The sequence below is a fragment of the Cryobacterium sp. Y11 genome (assembly GCF_002929535.1).
Classification (GTDB): domain Bacteria; phylum Actinomycetota; class Actinomycetes; order Actinomycetales; family Microbacteriaceae; genus Cryobacterium.
In genome coordinates this window covers 283,982-303,424 of the sequence record NZ_PJJO01000060.1, presented here as the reverse complement: position 1 = coordinate 303,424, position 19,443 = coordinate 283,982, and the positions used below count along the sequence as shown (strand labels likewise).

The 19,443-nt window shown below is 65.5% G+C and carries 15 protein-coding genes; 14 read left to right on the top strand and 1 reads right to left on the bottom strand.

Annotated elements, in window-relative coordinates; all coding sequences use genetic code 11:
- Nucleotides 1-29 precede the first annotated feature (29 nt).
- The 5 genes from pilM (at nucleotide 30) to CXY75_RS20600 (ending at nucleotide 6,037) form a co-directional block, all read left to right on the top strand.
- Entirely contained in the window at nucleotides 30-1,076 is a 1,047-nt protein-coding gene (pilM, locus tag CXY75_RS16255) for a type IV pilus assembly protein PilM (protein ID WP_104083826.1), read from the top strand.
- A complete protein-coding gene (locus CXY75_RS16250) occupies nucleotides 1,073-1,738 on the top strand; it encodes a hypothetical protein (RefSeq protein WP_104083825.1) in 666 nt (221 codons plus the stop codon). The genes pilM and CXY75_RS16250 overlap by 4 nt, the downstream gene beginning before the upstream one ends.
- A gap of 2 nt (nucleotides 1,739-1,740) precedes the next feature.
- On the top strand, nucleotides 1,741-2,472 hold the full coding sequence (locus CXY75_RS16245; RefSeq protein WP_146069510.1) for a hypothetical protein: 732 nt from the start codon (nucleotides 1,741-1,743) through the stop codon (nucleotides 2,470-2,472).
- A 377-nt stretch (nucleotides 2,473-2,849) separates the two neighbouring features.
- Nucleotides 2,850-4,028 carry an FtsK/SpoIIIE domain-containing protein gene (locus CXY75_RS20605; RefSeq protein ID WP_233201961.1) on the top strand — a complete coding sequence of 393 codons (1,179 nt, stop codon included), beginning with the start codon at nucleotides 2,850-2,852 and terminating at the stop codon, nucleotides 4,026-4,028.
- Entirely contained in the window at nucleotides 3,995-6,037 is a 2,043-nt protein-coding gene (locus CXY75_RS20600; protein ID WP_233201960.1) for an FtsK/SpoIIIE domain-containing protein, read from the top strand. The genes CXY75_RS20605 and CXY75_RS20600 overlap by 34 nt, the downstream gene beginning before the upstream one ends.
- A 146-nt stretch (nucleotides 6,038-6,183) precedes the next feature.
- On the opposite strand, the gene CXY75_RS16235 is transcribed toward CXY75_RS20600, so the two are convergent.
- On the bottom strand, nucleotides 6,184-7,953 hold the full coding sequence (locus CXY75_RS16235) for an HNH endonuclease signature motif containing protein (RefSeq protein WP_104083823.1): 1,770 nt from the start codon (nucleotides 7,951-7,953) through the stop codon (nucleotides 6,184-6,186).
- 119 nt (nucleotides 7,954-8,072) lie between these two features.
- On the opposite strand from CXY75_RS16235, the gene CXY75_RS16230 reads away from it, so the two are divergent.
- The 9 genes from CXY75_RS16230 to CXY75_RS16190 all read left to right on the top strand — a co-directional run bounded on the left by CXY75_RS16230 (nucleotide 8,073) and on the right by CXY75_RS16190 (nucleotide 19,431).
- Complete coding sequence (locus CXY75_RS16230; protein ID WP_104083822.1) at nucleotides 8,073-8,420, top strand: hypothetical protein; 348 nt, start codon at nucleotides 8,073-8,075, stop codon at nucleotides 8,418-8,420.
- Between the two features lie 22 nt (nucleotides 8,421-8,442).
- A complete protein-coding gene (locus CXY75_RS16225) occupies nucleotides 8,443-8,739 on the top strand; it encodes a WXG100 family type VII secretion target (RefSeq protein ID WP_104083821.1) in 297 nt (98 codons plus the stop codon).
- 33 nt (nucleotides 8,740-8,772) lie between these two features.
- Complete coding sequence (locus CXY75_RS16220) at nucleotides 8,773-9,087, top strand: hypothetical protein (RefSeq protein WP_104083820.1); 315 nt, start codon at nucleotides 8,773-8,775, stop codon at nucleotides 9,085-9,087.
- On the top strand, nucleotides 9,084-10,364 hold the full coding sequence (locus CXY75_RS16215) for a hypothetical protein (RefSeq protein WP_104083819.1): 1,281 nt from the start codon (nucleotides 9,084-9,086) through the stop codon (nucleotides 10,362-10,364). The genes CXY75_RS16220 and CXY75_RS16215 overlap by 4 nt, the downstream gene beginning before the upstream one ends.
- Nucleotides 10,361-10,915 carry a hypothetical protein gene (locus CXY75_RS16210; RefSeq protein WP_146069509.1) on the top strand — a complete coding sequence of 185 codons (555 nt, stop codon included), beginning with the start codon at nucleotides 10,361-10,363 and terminating at the stop codon, nucleotides 10,913-10,915. Before CXY75_RS16215 ends, CXY75_RS16210 begins: the two co-directional genes overlap by 4 nt.
- The gene (locus tag CXY75_RS16205) at nucleotides 10,908-11,534 is read left to right on the top strand and encodes a hypothetical protein (protein ID WP_104083817.1); all 627 of its coding nucleotides are present in this window, start codon (nucleotides 10,908-10,910) and stop codon (nucleotides 11,532-11,534) included. The genes CXY75_RS16210 and CXY75_RS16205 overlap by 8 nt, the downstream gene beginning before the upstream one ends.
- The gene (locus CXY75_RS16200; protein WP_104083816.1) at nucleotides 11,531-12,112 is read left to right on the top strand and encodes a hypothetical protein; all 582 of its coding nucleotides are present in this window, start codon (nucleotides 11,531-11,533) and stop codon (nucleotides 12,110-12,112) included. Before CXY75_RS16205 ends, CXY75_RS16200 begins: the two co-directional genes overlap by 4 nt.
- 129 nt (nucleotides 12,113-12,241) lie before the next feature.
- Nucleotides 12,242-13,372 (top strand): serine/threonine-protein kinase, encoded by a 1,131-nt coding sequence (locus CXY75_RS16195; RefSeq protein WP_104083815.1) that lies wholly within the window; start codon nucleotides 12,242-12,244, stop codon nucleotides 13,370-13,372.
- On the top strand, nucleotides 13,372-19,431 hold the full coding sequence (locus CXY75_RS16190) for an Ig-like domain-containing protein (protein WP_146069508.1): 6,060 nt from the start codon (nucleotides 13,372-13,374) through the stop codon (nucleotides 19,429-19,431). The genes CXY75_RS16195 and CXY75_RS16190 overlap by 1 nt, the downstream gene beginning before the upstream one ends.
- Nucleotides 19,432-19,443: the final 12 nt, after the last annotated feature.

Below are 19,443 nucleotides of genomic sequence, written 5' to 3'. Positions count from 1 at the left end.
ACGGCAGTTGAATACACAGGAGCGCAGCTATGACTAACCGCGTCGTCGGGATCGACATCGGCACGTCCAGCCTGCGCGGGGTGGAGCTGCGCGACGCCGGCTCCCCCCGTCCCGAGCTCATGCGTTATCACCAGATTGCGCTGCCAGCGGGAGCGGTGAATCGCGGGGAGGTGGCCGAGCCAAATACCGTAGCGGCCGCGCTGAAGACCCTGTGGTCGGCTGGCGGTTTCACGAGCAAGAAGGTGGTGCTCGGAATCGGTAACCATCGCGCACTCGCGCGGGACCTCGCTGTACCCAAAATGAACATGAAACGCATCCGCGAAACCCTGCCCTTTCTCGTAGCAGACATGCTGCCCGTACCCGCGGCAGAGGCCCTGCTCGATTTCTACCCGATCAACGAGGTTGAGGGTGAGAATGGATCCGAGATCAACGGCCTATTGATCGTTGCGGTGAAGGAAGCGGTGCAGGGCAATATCGCCGCCGTGCAACTTGCTGGCCTGACCGCAGTCGAGGTCGACCTCATTCCATTCGCGGTCAGCCGAGCCGTGTGTCGAGGCACAACATTCGACGGTGCGGTTGCCCTCATCGATGTCGGCCAAGCAACCACGAGCATTGTGATCACGCTCGCCGGAGTTCCGCAGTTTGTGCGACTCATCCCCGCGGGCGGGGGAGACCTCACCCAGGCACTGGTGCTGGGCTTGTCCGTCGATACGCCTACGGCGGAGTCGGTGAAACGCGAGCACGGACTTGCAGCGTTATCCACGACGAACCACGCCGTCGAGGCGACCATCATCAGCGAAGCCACGAGCGAACTGCTGGGCAGTCTCCGCAATACCGTCAGCTATTTTTCGAACACGAGGCCGCACATCCCGGTGACCGGAATCGTGCTCTCGGGAGGTGGCTCTCAGCTGGATGGATTCGCGGAGGCGCTCGGTGCTCTGACTCGACTGCCGATCCTTGTGGCGGATCCCTTCGCGTCGGTTTCCGTCGCCAGAGGCATAGATGCAGCGGCCCTGCAGCTCACGAACGGTGCTTACACCGTGGCACTCGGCCTCGCACTGGGGAGCACAGCATGACCGGCAAGAAGTCGACGGATGAACTCGTTCTCGGGGCGGAACCTCGCATGGACCTCCTTCCGCCCGAAGTTCGTACGCTCAAGAAGGTGAAGGCCACCCGGCGACGCCTCGGCGGCATGCTGGTGGCAGTGCTGGTACTCGTCGGGGCGGGGGTCGGTACGTCCACCTGGTACGCCATGCAGAGCCAAGCCGAACTGGCTGCTGCGCAGGAACGCACCACGGAACTGCTCACTAGCCAATCCCAGTATTCCGAGGTCAAAAAGGTGCAGGCCGCTCTGGACACCACTCTGGTTGCGCGGCAATTTGGCGCATCCACTGAAATTGATTGGAAGGCCTACCTGGCCCAGGTTTTAGCACTCGTGCCGAGCACAGTGACCGTTGACACGCTCTCGCTCGACTCAGCATCGCCCCTCGTTCCGTACGAGCAGGCGACGTCTCCTCTGCTGAACCCCCGGGTGGCCACGATCAGGATACTGTTCACGAGCCCCGATGCCACGAGCGTGCCGGCGTGGCTGGAGCGCATGTCGACACTGCCGGGCTATGCGGATTCCCAGCCGGTCGCGATCACCCGAACGGAAGCCGGGGTGTACACCGTTGACTTCGTGTTGCACGTCAATCAGGGCGCGTTTTCGGGGCGTTTCGCCGCTGCGGAGGGGGAGTGATCGTGGACAAGAACAGGCTTTGGGTGATCGGTATCTTGCTGGTGATTGGCGCGGTGGTTGGGCTCGGGTGGCTCTTGGGGATTTCGCCCAAGCTGAGCGAGGTTCGGCTCGCTCAGGCCGATCGCGACACCACGCTGGCGCAAAATTCCGCTTATGAGCTACAGGTGATTGCCTTGAAGAAGCAGTTCGAGAAAATCGACGAGCTCACTGACGAACTGGCCGCAATCCAGCTGGCCGTTCCCAGCTCCGGCGAGATTCCAGCGCTGATTGACGAACTCAATTCGATCGCAGCGAGCAGCCAGGTCGTGATCACTGGGTTCACACAAAATGACGCGCAGGCATACGACCCGGCGCTGCTCGTTGTAACCGCGCCCGCAGCCGGGGCGCCGACCCCGGCGCCCACCTCGGGGGCAACGCCAAGTCCGGCGCCGAGCAACGCTGCCAATGCCGCCACCGAGGCTGCGACTGCCGGCGTTGTTCCAGTCGCGGGGGCGGACCCCCGCCTCACTTCGGCGAATTTCATTGCCATCCCGCTCAGTATCACCGCCACCGGTCCATACGACCGTGTGCTTGATTTCGTCTCGGGCATTCAGCACGGCCGGCGGCTCCTACTGATCAACGCCCTCTCCACGGTGTCGACCGCCGACGGCGCAGCCGCTGGCACAGTGACCGGCACGATCACCGCCTTTGCCTACGTCCTCGACTCGAACACGGCGGCACCGCCACTGCAGTGACCGGGCGGCACCGGTCGGGCGAAGAAGTGGCCCTGCCCGGAGCGGAAGCTGAAGCTGAAGCTGATCCGCCGTAGCCGAGCCCACCTTCGGATCGCGGGCCCATGGTCTATCGTGGGCCCGCCGTCCGGGCCCGGGCTGGGAGTGGACAAGGCGGAGGGGGGAGGGACAGCGGGGAAGGCCAGCGCGGACAGCGCGGAGGCGAGGCGGGGTACGCCCGAACAACGGGTTTGTCGCCGATGCGGCTGCACTCGATTTTGGGGGCGCGCGCGTGCGGTTAAAACTTACGTTGGCTCGGTCCAACGGTCTAAACGACGACATTGTCGTCACAACGGATGCCGCGGCGACGATTTCCGACGTGGCCGGCACCATCGCCCGCGTTGATCCGCGCTCGCCGCTCACCCCCGGCGCCGCCGCTCACCCTGCGCACCGTCGCTCCCGGCGGCACCGACTGGTTGCTGCTCCCGCCCGACGCCCTGATCGGTGAGGACTGGGTCGGCTCCGGCGCGAGCGTGGCGCTGGCCGCATCCGTTCTCGCTGCCCTGGAAGAGGTCATTGCCCAGCGGCAGCAATCGAAGAGAGCGGCGCGACGCGGCGCCATGGAACACGAGCGCGCAGCTCTCGAACGCGGCGAAGAAGTCGGCTCGAGCTACACCGGCGAGGGCACAAAATCGCCCATTCCGGCGATCATCGTGGTCATCTCCGACGATGTGGCCGCTGACCGCTCCAGGCTCGTTCAGCTTGCCGAGAACGGTGCAGACGCCGGCGTCAACCCAGTCTGGATCGCTCGCACCGTGGCAGCCCTGCCCGCCGTCTGCCGCACCGCCGTCGACATCGACGAGAACACCGGGCTCGGCACGGTCTCGTTCGTGCGGCTCGGTGAGACCATAACGGATGTCGCGGTCGAGTCGGTCGACTCGCCCACCGCCCTGCACTTCGCGCGCCGCCTGGCGCCGGTCATTGATGCCGGTGCCCTCATCGCCGACTCGAGCGACCTGCCGCGCTCGGTCTCGATGGTCACCCTGCTCGGCCACGACCTGGTGGAGGCACACGAGGCCGTCATCGACCGGTGGCGGCAGAACGCCTCCATGCACGATCGCACTCCTGGTGCGGTGCGGCATTCCAAACGGGCCGGAACCCTGCGGGCCATTGTCGGTTCAACCGGCGTGCAGGCCATGCACCTTGACCTGCGAACGCAGGGCCCGCACGCCCTGGTCGGCGGTACCACCGGCGCTGGCAAGAGCGAATTTTTGCAGGCTTGGGTGCTGGGCATGGCCGCCGAGTACAGCCCGGACCGGGTGACTTTTCTGTTCGTCGACTACAAGGGCGGGTCGGCCTTTGCGGACTGCGTCTCGCTGCCGCACTGTGTCGGCCTGGTCACCGACCTGAGCCCGCACCTGGTGCGGCGGGCACTCACCAGCCTGCGCGCCGAACTGCGTTATCGGGAGCACCTGCTCAATTCCAAGAAAGCGAAGGATCTGATCGAGCTGGAGAAGCGCGGCGACCCGGACAGCCCCCGGCCCTCGTGCTCGTTATCGACGAGTTTGCGGCGCTGGTGAGCGAGGTGCCGGAGTTTGTCGACGGCGTCGTGGACATCGCCCAGCGCGGTCGTTCGCTCGGGATCCATTTGATTATGGCCACCCAGCGGCCAGCCGGTGTCATCAAAGACAACTTGCGGGCCAACACCAATCTGCGTGTCGCGCTGCGCATGGCTGACGAATCCGACAGCAACGACGTCGTCGGGGTGAAGGATGCCGCACATTTCGACCCTGGCCTGCCCGGCCGTGGCATCGCCAAGACCGGTCCGGGGCGGCTGCAGCAGTTTCAATCCGGCTATGCCGGCGGCTGGACCTCGCGCGAACCTGAAAATGCTGAAATCGGCATCGCGGAGCTGCGCTTCGGCGGGGAAAGCGCCTGGGAGCCGCCGAGCGACCCGCTCGCCGGGCAGGAGCGCGAGCTCGGCCCGACCGACCAGCAGCGGCTCGTCGCCGCTCTGGTCGGTGCCGCCGGTTCGGCGCAGATTCCGGCGCCGCAGCGGCCCTGGCTCGACGAATTACCGTTTTTGTGCGACCTGGCGCCCATTCTGAAACGAACGGATGCCGCCCTCGCGCTCGGTCTGGCCGACGCGCCGACCGAGCAGCAGCGCGCGGTGTGCTTTCTGCCCGACGTCGATGGGCACATCGGCATCTACGGCACCGGTGGATCCGGAAAGAGCGTCGCGCTGCGCACCCTCGCAATCGCGGCGGGCAGCACGAGCGACGGCGGGCCCGTCGCGGTCTACGGTCTCGATTTCGCCGCCGGTAGCCTGCGCATGCTGGAGCCCCTGCCGCACGTGGGTAGCGTCATCGGCGGCGACGACACCGAACGCATCATTCGGCTATTCCGGTTGCTCAAGGCCGAGCTCGAATCCCGGGGCAACCGATTTGCCGAGGCCAACGCCTCGACCATCGCCGGATACCGCACGCTGGCGAACCACTCGAATGAGCCGCGCATCCTGCTGCTGATCGACGGGTTCGCCGCGTTCCGCGAGGAGTGGGAAGTGGCGAGCGGCCGGTCGAACTGGTACGACGTGTTCCGCAGTGTCCTCTCTGATGGTCGTCAGCTCGGCATTCACGTGGCGTTCACCGCCGACCGCTCCGGCTCGGTGCCGAGTTCGGTGCGCTCCAGCGTGCAACGCCGCCTGGTGCTGCGGCTCGCCGACGATACCGGCTACACCCTGCTCGACGTGCCCGGCGACATCCTGAATGCGAAGTCGGCGCCCGGCCGGGCAATTTTTGACGGCCTGGAAACCCAGATCGCGGTCTGTGGCGGTTCCGCCGTGGCCGCAGAGCAGGCGGCCGCCGTGCGCGTGCTGGCCGAATCGTTGCAAGCTCGGGGAATCCAGGCCGCTATGCCGATTGGCAGCCTGTCCCGCGACTATCCGGCCACCGAGCTGCCCGACCGGGTCATGGCCCAGCCGGCGCTCGGCCTGAGCGATGAAACGCTCGACTCGGTCGGTTTCGTGCCGCGCGGCACGCTGCTGTTGTCGGGCCCGCCGGCCAGTGGGCGCAGCAATGCACTGCGTGCGCTCATGCATGCTTTCGAGCGGTTCGATCCCACGGTCAAGCGGTACTACATCGGCAATGCGCGGTCCGGCCTGGCCGGGCTGCCCGGCTGGGTAGGCAGCGCGACGACTATCGTTGGCGCCGTCGAACTGGCCAAGGAACTGACTGAGGCGGTGAGCGCCGACGTGGCCACCCCGCGCATCGCGATCGTCATCGAAAACCTCGCGAACTTTCTGCAGACCCCGGCCGATGCTGTGCTGGTCGAGCTCATCAAACAGGTCAAGCGCAGCGACCACTTTCTGGTCGCCGACGGTGAGACCGCGTCGTGGAACTCGTCCTGGCCGCGGTTTGCGGAGATGAAGAACACTCGCCGCGGCTTGCTGTTGCAGCCCGACACCATCGAGGGCGACATTCTGCTGAAGACCCCGCTGCCGCGGCTGAACCGCGCCGAGTTTCCGCCAGGACGGGGCATGATGGTGTCCGGCGGCAAGGTGGTGCGGGTGCAGCTTCCGCTCGTGGAGTAATTGCAACTTGCACCGTGGCGTTTTCCTGGCCTTGGTATTGACTATCAGCTCGTGCCAGAACTGGCCCGCACTGATGTTCTGGCGACGTGAATTGGACGGCTAGCACCGCGTTGCTCTGGAGCGGTTAATCACGTCGCCCGGGGACCCTAGAACGGTTGGGGGTTGGGGTCGTCGATGTTCCAGACGGATGTCCACGGGTCGTTCACTGTTGCATCCGCCGTTGGTGGTGGTGGCGCCGGTGGTGTGGCGGTGTGTTGACGCGGTGGGGTGATTCGGGTTGCGGGGTCGGTGGCGTAGTGTTTGCCGGCGGGGCTGGTCCAGTGGAGGGTGCCGTCGGGGTCGGCGGTGACTTTCCAGTCGCTGAAGTGTTTCAGGTTGTGGTGGGCGGGGGAGAGGAAGTGCAGGTTGGTGGCGTTGGTGGCACCGCCGAATTGTTTGTCTTGGGTGTGGTCGAGGTCGCTGTGCTGTGCGGCGCGGTTGCAGCCGGGGAACCGGCAGGTTCCATCGCGTAGTTGCAGGTATTTCTTCAAGGCGGCGGGTACCCGGAAGGGGGTGGAGCTGACGTCGAGGACGATGCCGGTGTGTGGGTGGGTGAGGATGCGCAGGAAGCTTGTGGCGGTGCCGGCGAGTTTGCGGGCGACTTCCGGGGCGATGGGTCCGTAGCCTTCCAGTTCGGCGGGCTCGTCGCGCGTGCCGGCAGCTCGTCCCATCAGGGTGAGGACGGGGACGGTGATGTTGACGGTGGCGCTGATGCCAGCGCCGAGGCCGGTCTCGGTGACGCCTTGGGCGAGGAGGTCGATGGCGACGTCCGCGCGCAGCTGGCCCAGGGTGCGTGGTTCGCCCGGGCCCTGCAGGCTGAGAGCGGTTTCGGTTACGCGGTTGTAGATGCCGGTGAGGTCTTCCCCGGCGGCTCGCAGCCAGAGTGTGGCCATGCCGTCTTTGTCGGAGAAGAACTTGACGCTGCGGTCGGCGAGGCATTTGGCACGCCGGGTGGTGATGCTGTCGGGGTGGAAGTGTTCGCGGAGTTTGCGGGCCTTGCCGTCGAACTGGGCCGCGGTGAGCTTGCGCGCGTGTGGCAGTAGTACCGCTTCGAGTTCGGTGCGGGCGGGTTGGGGTACGGAGTCGAGTTGGTCGAGGAGCCGGCGCACGTGCCGCAGGGAGATCTTTCCGGTGCGGAGCGCATTGAGGGTGTCGGGGCGGGTCTCGACCAGTACCCGGCTGTCGTGCAGCAGGCCGGAGGCGGTGCCGTAGGGGATGCGCAGTGCGCAGGCCATCTCTGCGATCAGTCCTTGTTGGGCGGCGAAGGTGGCGTCCCAGTCGTGCTCGTGCTCAGGACCGGCCTGCGGGCGGCCGGTTTCAGCGGTGTTGGTGGTGTAATCCCACGCCTCGGTGAGGACCTCGGCCATGCTGGCGTGCGCCCAGCCGATGACGTTCTCGAGGTAGAGGACGCGGTCGACGAGCTTTGACTGCTGCCGTTGAAACGGACTCAACGGTTCCGTCTGGTCGCCGTCGACTGGACTGCCGTCGGCCGGACTGCCGTTCGCCGGGCTGTCATCGACCGGGCTGTCGTCGATCGGGCTGCTGTCGTCGGTGCTGCCCTCGGCGCGGAGGTACTCGGCGTACAGGAATTCCTCACGAAGGTTCTCGTCGAACACGTGCTCTGGTGGCACCGCCGTGAACGCCTCGGTCAGGTTCAGGCCGGCCGGGATGGTCGGGCCGTCGGCGAAGGGAAAAGCTGGAGCGGCGGCCGCGGCTTCTGCTTCGGCCTGCCAGTCGGAGTTGCACCGTACTCGGAAATCGTCGAAGAAGGCTCGATCTTCAGCGGAGAAAGACCACTCCAGAAATTCCCCGTCATGGATGCCGTCGAAGAAGGGATCGGCGAGGCCCGGCCGTGGGGTGTCGCCGCTCTGGCTCATGGTTTTATTGTACCAAACCTGGGCAAAACAGTCGAGCGAATCTCACCTATATTTGAATTTTTGTGCGTAGAGATATTCGGTCAGCCAGGTACATTTCCGAGACCTGGTCGCGTGGGTCGATGGCGGTCTCGGCAAGCTCGACCAACGACAAGGGGCAGGTCGATCGCTCCTTCGTCGCGCCTCGACCAGCGGAGCTCGTTGATCGAGGCGCGAGCTCGCGAGCGATCGAGATCGAGGCAGGCGGTCTCGATCAATCGCGCCTCAACCAGCGGAACGGGCGGGGTGTCGGCGGTCTCGACTGGCGGAACGGGCAGGGTGTCGGCGGTCTCGACTGGCGGAACGGGCAGGGTGTCGGCGACCTCGACCAGGGCGCCAGCAAACCGGCGCTGCGCCTAGACCGAGAGTTCACCCCCATTACCCCCAATTGGGGCATTGCTACTAAGTTGGAATCATATGCAGCCCGCTAGGGCTCACATTTAACGGGACACCATGACTAATCTCAACGTGACCTATTCCGACATGACGGATGCTGCCGGTCGTCTGAGCTCCGGCAAGGAAGATCTCATTACCAAGCTGACCGAGCTGCAGACGCTCGTGAACAACCTGGTCGATTCCGGCTTCGTGACCGATTCCGCTTCGGGAGCCTTTCAGACGGCCTATGACTCCTTCACGCAGGGCACGAACCTCGCGGTGAACGGCATCGACGGTATGAGCCAGTTTCTCACCGCTGCTGCCGACGCCCTCGGCAACGCGGACACCGAGCTCGGTAACGCAATCCGCGGCTAAGCATCCGTGGTAGCACAGGGTTGAAAGAGAACGATGTCTGATTTATTGGTTGATACAACCCTGCTCCGAGATATGGCGAGTGACGTCTCGCTGATTCGAACCGAGTTCGATTCGGCCAAGACGACGAGCCAGAATTTAGCGGATGCCGTCGGTCACGCCGGTCTCGCCGATCGCGGGACCACCTTCGCCAGCAACTGGGACCACCGTCGCAGTGAATTAGTCGAGCAACTTGCGACCCTGGGCGAAGATCTGCTCACCGCGGCCGATGGCCTGGAGAACACCGATACCGAGCTGGGTGCGTGCATCACCGAGGCCGCCCAGCCCGCGAGCACTGGGGCGAACGGATGAGCCGCCCCACCGACTGGTCGGCCCTCGGCGTCTACCGCGACCCGATTCCGGGCGATCCGAGTGCCGTGCAGACCGCGGCTGTGGAGTACACGAGCGTCGCTGAGGCCATAACGCGTGCCGCGGCGAACCTGCGCGGGTTTTCGGGCTGTGAGGGAATGGTCAGCGAGGCCGTATCGGCGCTCTCCGAGCAGGCCGACGACGTCGCCGAACGCATTGAGCGCGCCCAGGAACGCTACGCCGGCGTCGGCCTGGCATTGACTGGTTACGTCACTCCGCTCAGCGAAGCGCAGGCAACCTCGGTGCAGGCGCTGAGCAATGCGAACACGGCCGGTCAGGCCCAAGCGGAGGTCTATGCCGCTCGGGCTGAATATCAGAATCAGCTCTTTAATCCCAGTCTCAGCGCGGAAGACCGCCGCGACTGCGAAAAACAGCAGGACAACGCTGAGAATGACTGCGCAGACGCGGCCGGCCTGCTCGTTGCCGCCATCGCGCTGCTGCAGACTGCCATCGACCAGCGTGACGTTGCCGCGAACGTCGCCGCCGAGGCCATCTCTGACGTCGAAAACTCCGGCGACCTCAACGACACCTTCTGGGACAACGTCGACCAGTTCTTCGATGAACATGCCCAACTGATTGACACCATCATTTTGTTCGACGGCGTGTTGGCTGCCGTACTGGTCGTCGTCGCCCTCTTCATCCCCATCGCGGGATGGGTGGTCGCAGCGGTCGCCATCTCCGTAACGGCCGCCAGCGTCTTGAATGCCGTCGGTCAGACCATGACGGGGCGCAAATCCGCTGCCGAGGGGGTCATCGAAATCGCCTTTGCGCTGCTTCCGTTCGGATTAGGCAAGGTCGCCGGCAAACTGGTTGGCGAGCAGGTCGCGGCTATTCATCGCGCAACCTCGGAGGCCGCAGCAGAATCCATCATGAAGAGCAAGGCTGGCCAAGGCATCTCGGGCTACACGCGGTCCGTCGCACGCGCCGAGATCAACCAGGTCGCGGCGGATGCCGCACCGTGGCTGGTGTCGAACCCGGTTGTGGGATTGCGTTCAACGCCGCGCATGATCGCCGAGTGGCAAGCGATGTCTGGCCTGAAGTTGCAGAGCGGCGGCGTCTCCGACCTGATCGTCACCGCGTCGCAGCCTGGTCGTATGTGGACCTTTGGCGGCGCGTGGTCAGCCAATGAAGAAGGCTCACCGCTCGGAGAGTTTGCCACAAAAGAAGCCACTGCGCCATTCTTTCCCGACCGGCGAACCGAGCGGAACGAGGAGTGGTGAACACTTCCAAGCCGACCGGCGAGAAGGCTCGTGACGCCGTGATCGCCTATCGCAGCGCTTTCGCCCTCATGATCACCACTTTCGCAATGCTTGTGCTTGTTCCGCTCGGGTTTGCCTTCAACCTGATCATGGTCTTGATCCTCAAGATTCCCGGCAGGGTAGAACCCGGTATCGGTGTGACCAACATCGATCGCCTCGCCGGAATATTGCCGTATCCGGTGCCAGCATGGGCTGGCCTGCTCTGCGCGTTGTCGTTCGGTGGACTGCTGGTGATTTGCTGGCGTCCCAGTCGGCACCAGGTCGTTTCAGCTCCCGGTGCCAAAGTTCGGCTGCAGATATCGCCGCTGTTCATCGCCCTCCTGTCGATCATCGGCGCGTTCGCGTCGGCGACCTGCGCGGCCTTTTATCAGCCCCTGGACGGGTCGTTTTCGTGGTGGTGGGTCAACGTCGTGGCTTATGCTGCTGTTGCGGTGGTGGCGTTTCGGCATGGTGCGCGGATTCCGCGCAAGAAGAAGCGTCGGGTGAGTAAAGGCAAGTCGCGCAATGTCTGAACGGATTGACCATCGTCTCGTGCTGCCGCCGGGTTGGGCCAGGATTCCCCTGGACGAACGCGCACCGGCCGCGAGCAGTGCGATTGTGAATCGTGCGGTGCAGAATTCCCCAATCGGGTCTCGGTCGCAGGTGCGCCGATTCGTGAGCAACCAGCTGCGCGAGGTCGTTCAGGGCGCGCGATCGGTTTCTGGAGTCGACCTGTACCTTCCGGTCGAACTCGTCGCTGGCGCACCGCTGGCGCTGTCGATCGCCGTGTCGGCTCCCCAACTTCCGGAATCCGAGAATTCGGCGGCAGACGCGCTGCTCGCATTTGCTGCTCGCGGCGGCGCGACAGCCGTGGAGGTCGGCGGTCGACTCGCCGTGCGGCAGGTCGGCGAAGCACCCGCAGTGGTCGGTGGCGACGGTCAACTGAAAGTCCCCGAATCGCGGCGCATCAGCTATGCGATCGTGCCACCGACCGGTGATCGCTTACTCATCGTGACCGGGAGCATGCTTCGCATCCCGACTGCGAACGCTGACCGAGTCTTGGACGCACTCGAGCAGGTGTTTGATGCCATGGCGCTGAGCGTCAGGTTTGCGCCCGCAGCAGCAGCCAGCGCGACTGGGGGAGTGGCATGAGTATCTTTGTAGAGCATCCGACTGACTGGATCGGAATCCCGTATTTCGATAAGGGTGACCGTTGGGAACGGCCCGAGGACTGGGCGCGGGAGCTGATCGAAGAGATTGTTGTCGGCCAGAATTTGCCGCGACGAAACCGCGTTTCTCAGGAACAGCGCGGCATCGTGGAGAACATCTTTGTCATGCTTGCCAAATCTGTCGAGGAACGCGAGGCGTCCAGTTCGTACCTTCGGTTATCGGACTGGTACGGCCCGCTGATTTTGGTGGATCTGCGGGTCGAGTCACGGCACTCGGCGGGAACAATTTCGATCGAGGACTATGCGGGCGCCTCGGACCCCGACGCCATCGACCCGCCCCTCGTTGAGCCCTTTGTGACCGACAGCGGATTGGTCGGTGTGCGGTGCACGAGGCATGTGGTTCCCGACCCCGCGGTTCCGGGCATTATCGCGACCGTGGAATATGCCTGGGAAGTCGACGAAACACTCGTACGATTGCGCACGGCAAGCTACGACTTGATCGAATTCGAGCAGACGCTGCCCTACGTGGATGCGCTAGCCACAACCGTCTACTCCACGTGACTCCTCGACACCCCATTATGGGGGTGTACTATATCCCCCAGTGGGTGATGGGGTCGGGCGCCTTCGTTAGGCTTGAAACCGAGACCAGCACAAGGACGCACCACAGAAACAACGCAGGTCGGGGGAGCAATGAGCAGGCGGCTTCCTTCTGCTCCGCCCGTTTTGTCGGGTTACACCTATGTGCGGCCGCTCGGCACTGGCGGATTCGCCGACGTGTTTCTGTTCGAGCAAAATATGCCACGCCGCTCCGTGGCGGTGAAGGTACTGCTGCACGACATCGTCGACGACGACGTGCTGCGCTCGTTCAACGCCGAAGCGGATGTCATGGCTCGGCTCAGCTCGCATCCAGCCATTCTCACCGTGTACACCGCGAGCATCTCGGCCGATGGCCGCCCCTACCTTGTGATGGAATACTGCCTCGGCTCCTATTCCTCGCGGGAGCGCGCGGAGACGCTGCCGGTGGCCACCGTGCTCAACGTCGCGATCAAAATCGCCTGCGCCCTCGAGACCGCGCACCGCTCCCAGGTGCTGCACCGCGATATCAAGCCCTCGAACATTCTCACCACCACATTCGGCGGCCCGGTGCTTGGTGACTTCGGCATCGCAGCCTCCCTGGCCGGCGGCGGCACGGGCGAACTGTTCGCCATGTCGTTGCCGTGGAGCGCCCCCGAAGTCATCGACGAACGCACGACCGGTTCTGTCGCCACCGAGGTCTGGTCGTTCGGCGCCACCTTGTACTCGCTGCTGGCCGACCGTGCCCCCTTCGAACCGGCCGAGGGCGCGCCGCTCTCGCGCGCGCAGCTAAAACAGCGCATCAGCCGGGCGAAATACACCAGCATCGGGCGAGCGGATGTTCCCGCCTCCCTCGAAAGCGCCCTCGCTCGCATGATGAGTCGCGACCCCGCCGCGCGCCAGGAGAGCCTGCTCGCCTGCGCCCACGATCTACAACGCGTGCAGCGCGACCTGGGTCTGCCGGTAACCGCGCTGGACGTGGCCGAGCCGGCGTGGGCATCCGCTGGCGTGCCGGTTGATTTCAACAATCATCAGGCGCGGGGCACCGTCATCTCCGACGTCGTGCTGCCGACCCGGCGGCCCGCCCGGCGACCGATAGCGCACACCCGTGAGCGCACCCAGGCCGACAACGGACGGGCCCGGCAATTCGTGAGTAGACCCGGCGCGTTGTGGCTGCTTCTGGCCGCAGCGGTCGTCGTTGGCGGCGCGGCAACCGCCGGCGTGCTGGTGCTCGCCGGGCTGATCTAATGGCTGATCTGAGGAAGAGCACCAGGGCCAGGCGGCGCCGCCCCGTCATCCAGGTGGCACGACTTAGCGTCATTCGCATTGCCGCGGTGGCCGCGATCGGCGCGCTGCTGGCCACCGTGGCCATCGTCGTCGACGGCTTCGACGTGAAGGACACGCCGGTACACACGAGTTCGATCTGGGCTCTGCAAAGCGGCGAGGGCAATCGCTACGCCCGCATCAACACCGACCTCGGCGAACTCGACACGGTGAAAACCGTGCCGGCGCCGAGCGGACTGGTGCAGACCGATTCCACCGTGCTGCTCTACGCCCAGAACAACGAAAAGGTCGCCACGGTGAGCCTCGCGGCGCCGATCGACCTCGGCGACGACACCGCCGACTACGACCCGACCCCGGCCGGCACTCGCACGATCGTCTCCTCGGGCGACTGGGTCGGCTATCTCACCAGCACGGGGGAGGTCTTTGCCGGGTCGGTCGGCGGGGCCGTGGCTCCGCGTGCGGTCAATCCTTCTGCCGATGATGAGGTCGCCGCGGGCGAAACGGCCCGCGAGTATGTCGCCGATGCCATCGCCATCACCCCAGACGGCGTGCTCTACAGCTACTCCAGCGCGGGCGAGAGCGTGCTGCGTTATTCCATGGCGAACGACGAGATTCTCGGGAGTGACGCCGTCACCGACGGTCCGACCGAGCCCGGCACCCAGCTGAGCGTCGTCGGGGAGCGCTGGGCATTGCTCGGCGTGGCCGGCGACGAACTCTGGCTGGCCGGCCAGAACGACCCGGTGCCGACCAACATGAGCGAACTCGCCGTGCTGCAACGCCCGAGTGGCGGTGCCGACGACCTGCGCGGTCCCGACGACCTGCGCGGTGCCGACGACCTGCGCGGTGCCGATGACCTGCTCATTGCCGATCAGACCGGCCTGGTCTCCTTTTCGCTGACCGACGGCGCCCGCACCGAACTGGTCGGCGACTCGGTGGCGGTGCTCGGCGCCCCCGCCGCGCCCATTCCTTTTAAAGGAGAGCGCTACGCCGCCTGGCTCCCCGCCTCCGGTACCGGCGGAACCCTGTTCAGCGAGAGCGCGGGCGAATCGGCCCTGAGCTACGGCGCCCGCACGCCGGGCGGCGAAGCTTCCCCCGCTTTTCGTTCCAACGGGTCGTTGATGATCCTCAATGACACCCAGAGCGGATGGGTGTGGACCGTTCCCGGCGGCGCCCTCGTGCCCAGTTCCCAGGACTGGACCCTGGCCGAAGCCCAGGAACCACAACGCCAGGATGATGTCGAAGACGCCTCAGAGGTTGTCGAGCCCAAGGCTCCCGTGGCTGTCGCCGACGCCTTCGGCGTGCGGGTCAACCAGCTCGTGCTGCTGCCGGTGCTGCTCAACGACTACGACGCCAACGACGACGCCCTCACCGTGCTGCCCGCCTCGGTCACCGGGCTCGATCCAGCTTTCGGCACGGTCAGCACCACCGATTCGAACCAGTCGCTCGCCGTGCAGGTCGCGCCGGGCGCCCGTGGCTCGGCCACCTTCAGCTACGCCATCACCGACGGCTCCCGCGTCGACGGTCTCGATTCGCCCGCCACCACGATTAGCCTGACCGTGCACGGGGCAGACGCAAACGCCGCTCCGGTCTGGTGCGGCGCCGAGGGCTGCCTCGAGGAGTGGCCGAGCCCCGAGGTGCAGCCGGGCGGCACGGTCACGGTGCCGGTGCTGCCCGGCTGGGTCGACCCAGACGGCGACCCGATTTTCGTCGCATCCGCTCTGAACACGAGTGCCAGTGGCGCCGTCAGTGTCACGCCGGCCGGTGTGCTGGTCTACAAACACCCGCACAACACCGACCAGGCCGCGTCGGTGGCGATTCTGCTGCGGGTCTCCGATATTCACGGTGCAACGACCGAGAAGATGCTGACGATCACGGTCACTCCGACCCCGCGCCTCGCCGTTGAACCGTTCGCACTGGTCGCCTCGGTGAACGAACGCCTCACGGTGAGCCCCGCCGAGTATGTCTCTGGCGCGGCCGGCCGGTACCGCATCGAGTCGGCCACCACCCCGCCCGGCTCCGAAGGGTCAACGGTTAGCATCACAGCTAACGAAAGCGCCGTCGACTTTGTCGCCACCCTGCCCGGCAACTACACGGTCAGCCTCACCATCGCCGACGACGCCAGCGAGGTGGTCTCTCTGGTGCGCATTTCGGTGCTGAGCGCGGATGCCCAGGCCCTCACGACCTCCCCGGTGACGGTCTTCGTGCGACCACAGGCCGACACCAGCGTCGACGTTTTCAGCGCCGTCTCCAACCCGGCCGGCCGGGTGTTGCTCCTCGGCGAAGCCATCCCCGACACCGTTTTCGGGGCATCGCTCAGCGTCGACGTGGTCGGACAGAACGTGCTGCGGGTGCGCGGATCGACCGCAGACGAACGGCCGGGCAAGCTCGGAACCGTGCGCTACACGGTGTCGGACGGCACCGAAAACCCGCTGTACACCGTGCGCGGCGAGGCCACCGTCTACCTGCTTGCGGCATCCGTTCCCCAGGTGCCGATCGCAGGGAACGACAGCGTAACCGTGCGAGTTGGCGCTCAGATCGACATTCCGGTGCTCGACAACGATGTTGCGCCCGACGGCAACATCGTGATACTCAACGCCGAATCGGTGCAGAACCGTCAGGGGCGGGGCCTCGCCTTCGCCGCTGGCGCCGAGCTGCGCTACCTCGCACCGAGCGAGCCGGGCAGTTACGAGATTGCGTACAGCGTGTACGTCGCCGGCGCGCCCGAATTGATCGACTCCGCGGTGGTATCGGTCACGGTGCTCGCCGACGGTGACAACACGGCGCCCCAACCACGCACCCTCTACGGCCGGGTGCTGTCGGGGGAGAGCATCGAGGTTCCGTTCGACAGCTTTGGAATCGATCCAGACGGCGATACCGCGATGCTCGACCGCGTGCTGACCCAGCCAGCGCGCGGAACAGCGTCAATTAATGCCACCGGCGACGCCATCGTGTATTCGAGCCCGCTCGACTACCGTGGCGCTATCGAATTTGAATACCGGGTGCGCGACAGCTCTGGCGCAACTGGAATCGCCCTGGTGCGCATCGGCGTGCTTGATGCGCGGTCCAACCCCAGCCCAATCACCTTTAGCGACTACGTCGAGGTGCAAGCCGGAGCAGACAACCAGGTGGTCGTGGTTCCTGCCGCCAACGATATCGAACCCGGCGGCGGCCGCCTCACCCTGACCGCAGTCACGCCGGATGCTGCCGCGGGAACCCTCGAGTACGACGCCCTGCAGCAGCGCATTGAATCCGTCACCGACGAACAGGTGGTCTTCACGGCCGGAACCGAGCCCGGCTTGCTCACCTTCGTTTACTCGGTCATCAACGCCAACGACGACGTTGGCCAGGGCCTGATCGTGGTCAAGGTCGTGCGCGCGTCGGTTCCAGACTTTCCGATCGTGATCGACACGACCGTCGCCGTCGACGAACGGGACTCGTTTGCGCGCGGTGTCGACGTCGTCACCGACAGGGTCTCCTGGAACTCCGGCAGCGTCGCTGGTCTCACCCTCACCCTGTGGGGCAGCCACCCGGGACTCGCGGTTTCCGGGTGGAAGATCAGCGGCGAGGTACCCGACGACGGCCTGCTCGCCCCATTTTCCTTGACCGGGCCCAATTTTCAGGGCGTCACGGTCACCACGTACGGGTTTCTGCGCATTCCATCAGCGGATGCCATCATCCTCGCGTTGAACGCGGGAAACGTCACCCAGAACGTGCTGGAAGACGGCCGGGTGAGCTTCGACCTCGCGGGTTTGGTGTCGATTCCTGCCGGATCGACGTTGCAATTGGCGCGCGAGGGCATCCGCTCATCGGGGGAACGCAGCACAGCCAGCTGCACGTTCGACTCGGGTACTACCGTGACATATACGGCAGGGTCTGACGCACCCTGGACCGATTCCTGCACGGTACCGGTGCGCATCGACGGTCAGGACGAGTACACCCAGCTTCTGGTTCCGATCGTGATTGAGCCGCTCGACCCGCAGCCGGAACTGCGCCCGGCGTCGCTCACCGGCAGCCCGGGGAGCGACCCGATGCGCTACGACCTGAGCCACATGGTGAAGTGGCAGGGCACGGGCGCCGTTCCGGCCCTCACGTTTGCGATCGATGTCGCCTCTGACCAGTTCACGGTGACCCAGGATGGCGCGATTCTCATGATCACGGTCGCCGACAACGCCGTTTCCGGGCGGGAAGCGGCCGTGACGGTGAGCCTCGCGAGCCACCGCGCCACGGAGCCGGCCGTGCTGGCGCTCAAGGTGGGCCCGGCGCCGAGCGAACTACCCAAGGGCGGCGCGGTCGCGATGACCTGCTCGCAGTCCTCCGGGTCAAGCTGCTCGATTACCGTCGTCGGCGCTGCCGGCGAGGTCAACCTGTATCGCAACACCCCGCTCGTGCTGGCGGCGGTCAATGCGCCGAGCAACTGCCCGGGGGTGTCGTTCGCGGTGGAGAATTCCAAAAGCGTGCGTGCCTCTTGGTCTGGCGACACCGCCGGCGGTGTCTGCCAGGCGAGCTTTGTGGTGCGGGATGCCCAGGGCAAGCTCAGCGCCGGCAGCCGCAACGGCTCGGTCACCCTCGATCTGCAGGGCTACCCGCGAGCACCCAACGCCGTGCAGCAGATCGGCTACGGCAACGGTTCGATCACGTTGTCGGTCAGTCCGGGCGGCGCGAACGCGGCCTACCCGGCCCTGTCGGGCTTCACCTTGTACCGCAACGGTCTCTCCGTCGCGCGCTGCGACAAGTCGGGCAATTGCGGAAAGATCACCACCACCCAGAACGGTCAGAAAGACCGGTACGAGGCGAAAGCCGTCAACGCCGTCGGCGAATCGCGCAGCGCGGTGGGCGTCACCGCCTGGTCATACAATACCCCGGGCATGGGCGAGCTCACCGCTGCGCCGGCCTACTCCGAGGGCATCACGAGCCCCGGCACCGGGGCCGTGACCGTGACCATCGAGAACACCGACCGATCGACCAACCGGTATAGCGTGAACGGTACGGAGACTCGTGTGGGCACGCCGGGAGTCGGCACGACCACGCTCACCCTCGCCCTGTCCGTTGGCACCCAGACCGTGACGGTGACGCCGCTGAGCCGCGACGACCAGCCGGCCGGCAGCGGACCGACCGAAGAGAGCACGACCCGGTCGGTGCTCGTAGCCGGCTCGCCCGCAATCGATGCGGCCGGCTCGCTGACGTCGCAGAACCGGTCGGTGACCGTGGCTGGCACGGCGTTCGATGCGAACTCCAGCCGGTTGCCTGAAAATATTCTCTACGTCGCCGCCACCACGCCCGGCGCGAGCTGCACGCTGACGCCTGCTGGGTTCACGTCACCTGGCGCGATCACCTCGACCGATCCCACGATCAATGGCTTGACTAAGCACACGAAATACTATGTAACGGTCTGCTATTCCAACGGATACGGCGCAACGAGCGCCGACGCCGGCGGGATTACGACGTGGGTAAAGCCGGCCGCTCCGGGGGACGAGGCGTACAGCTACGCCGTGGGCGACGCCGTAGATGGTCAGTACCTGATCGAGCAGCCGCGTGTGACCGGATCCGGCCCTGGCAGCGACTTCGCGGCGCAGTTTGAGAACTTTGATGCAAGTAGCGGGTCGGCCGTGTTCGGAGCCGACCCGGGCATCCGGGTGAGGTATTGCACGAGCACAGACGCCTCCCTGTGCAGCGACTGGTCGCGGGTCGGCGCCGCTGACGAGTCGCGGGCCTGGCAGGTGCGCTACGTCGTGAGTGACCTCACGACCCAGGGCTGCATTGTGGGCGAAACGCTCGAGGTTGCAGCCGACACTTCCAGCGCCGGTTTGGCCGAGGCCCGCGTCGACGGCGCCGAGTACGACCTGCCGGGCGTGAACGGTCGCCAGTGGCAATACGTCGCCGGCGATCAAGTTCCCACTGACGCAACGAAGACCAGAAACGTGGACTGGACCATCACCTGGACGGCCCCGCAAACATCCGGCCTCAACCCGGTATCCGGCACCACCCAGACCATGGCTACCGGCTGCACCGCAGCCACCCCGTAAATCTCGCAACGC

Excerpts from the sequence above, each read along its gene's own strand:
- CXY75_RS16190 (WP_146069508.1), top strand. The coding sequence starts at position 13,372 with ATGGCTGATCTGAGGAAGAGCACCAGGGCCAGGCGGCGCCGCCCCGTC.
- pilM (WP_104083826.1), top strand. The coding sequence starts at position 30 with ATGACTAACCGCGTCGTCGGGATCGACATCGGCACGTCCAGCCTGCGC.
- CXY75_RS16215 (WP_104083819.1), top strand. The coding sequence starts at position 9,084 with ATGAGCCGCCCCACCGACTGGTCGGCCCTCGGCGTCTACCGCGACCCG.
- CXY75_RS16220 (WP_104083820.1), top strand. The coding sequence starts at position 8,773 with ATGTCTGATTTATTGGTTGATACAACCCTGCTCCGAGATATGGCGAGT.
- CXY75_RS16225 (WP_104083821.1), top strand. The coding sequence starts at position 8,443 with ATGACTAATCTCAACGTGACCTATTCCGACATGACGGATGCTGCCGGT.
- CXY75_RS16195 (WP_104083815.1), top strand. The coding sequence starts at position 12,242 with ATGAGCAGGCGGCTTCCTTCTGCTCCGCCCGTTTTGTCGGGTTACACC.
- CXY75_RS16200 (WP_104083816.1), top strand. The coding sequence starts at position 11,531 with ATGAGTATCTTTGTAGAGCATCCGACTGACTGGATCGGAATCCCGTAT.
- CXY75_RS16250 (WP_104083825.1), top strand. The coding sequence starts at position 1,073 with ATGACCGGCAAGAAGTCGACGGATGAACTCGTTCTCGGGGCGGAACCT.
- CXY75_RS16235 (WP_104083823.1), bottom strand. The coding sequence starts at position 7,953 with ATGAGCCAGAGCGGCGACACCCCACGGCCGGGCCTCGCCGATCCCTTC.
- CXY75_RS16230 (WP_104083822.1), top strand. The coding sequence starts at position 8,073 with ATGGCGGTCTCGGCAAGCTCGACCAACGACAAGGGGCAGGTCGATCGC.
- CXY75_RS16205 (WP_104083817.1), top strand. The coding sequence starts at position 10,908 with ATGTCTGAACGGATTGACCATCGTCTCGTGCTGCCGCCGGGTTGGGCC.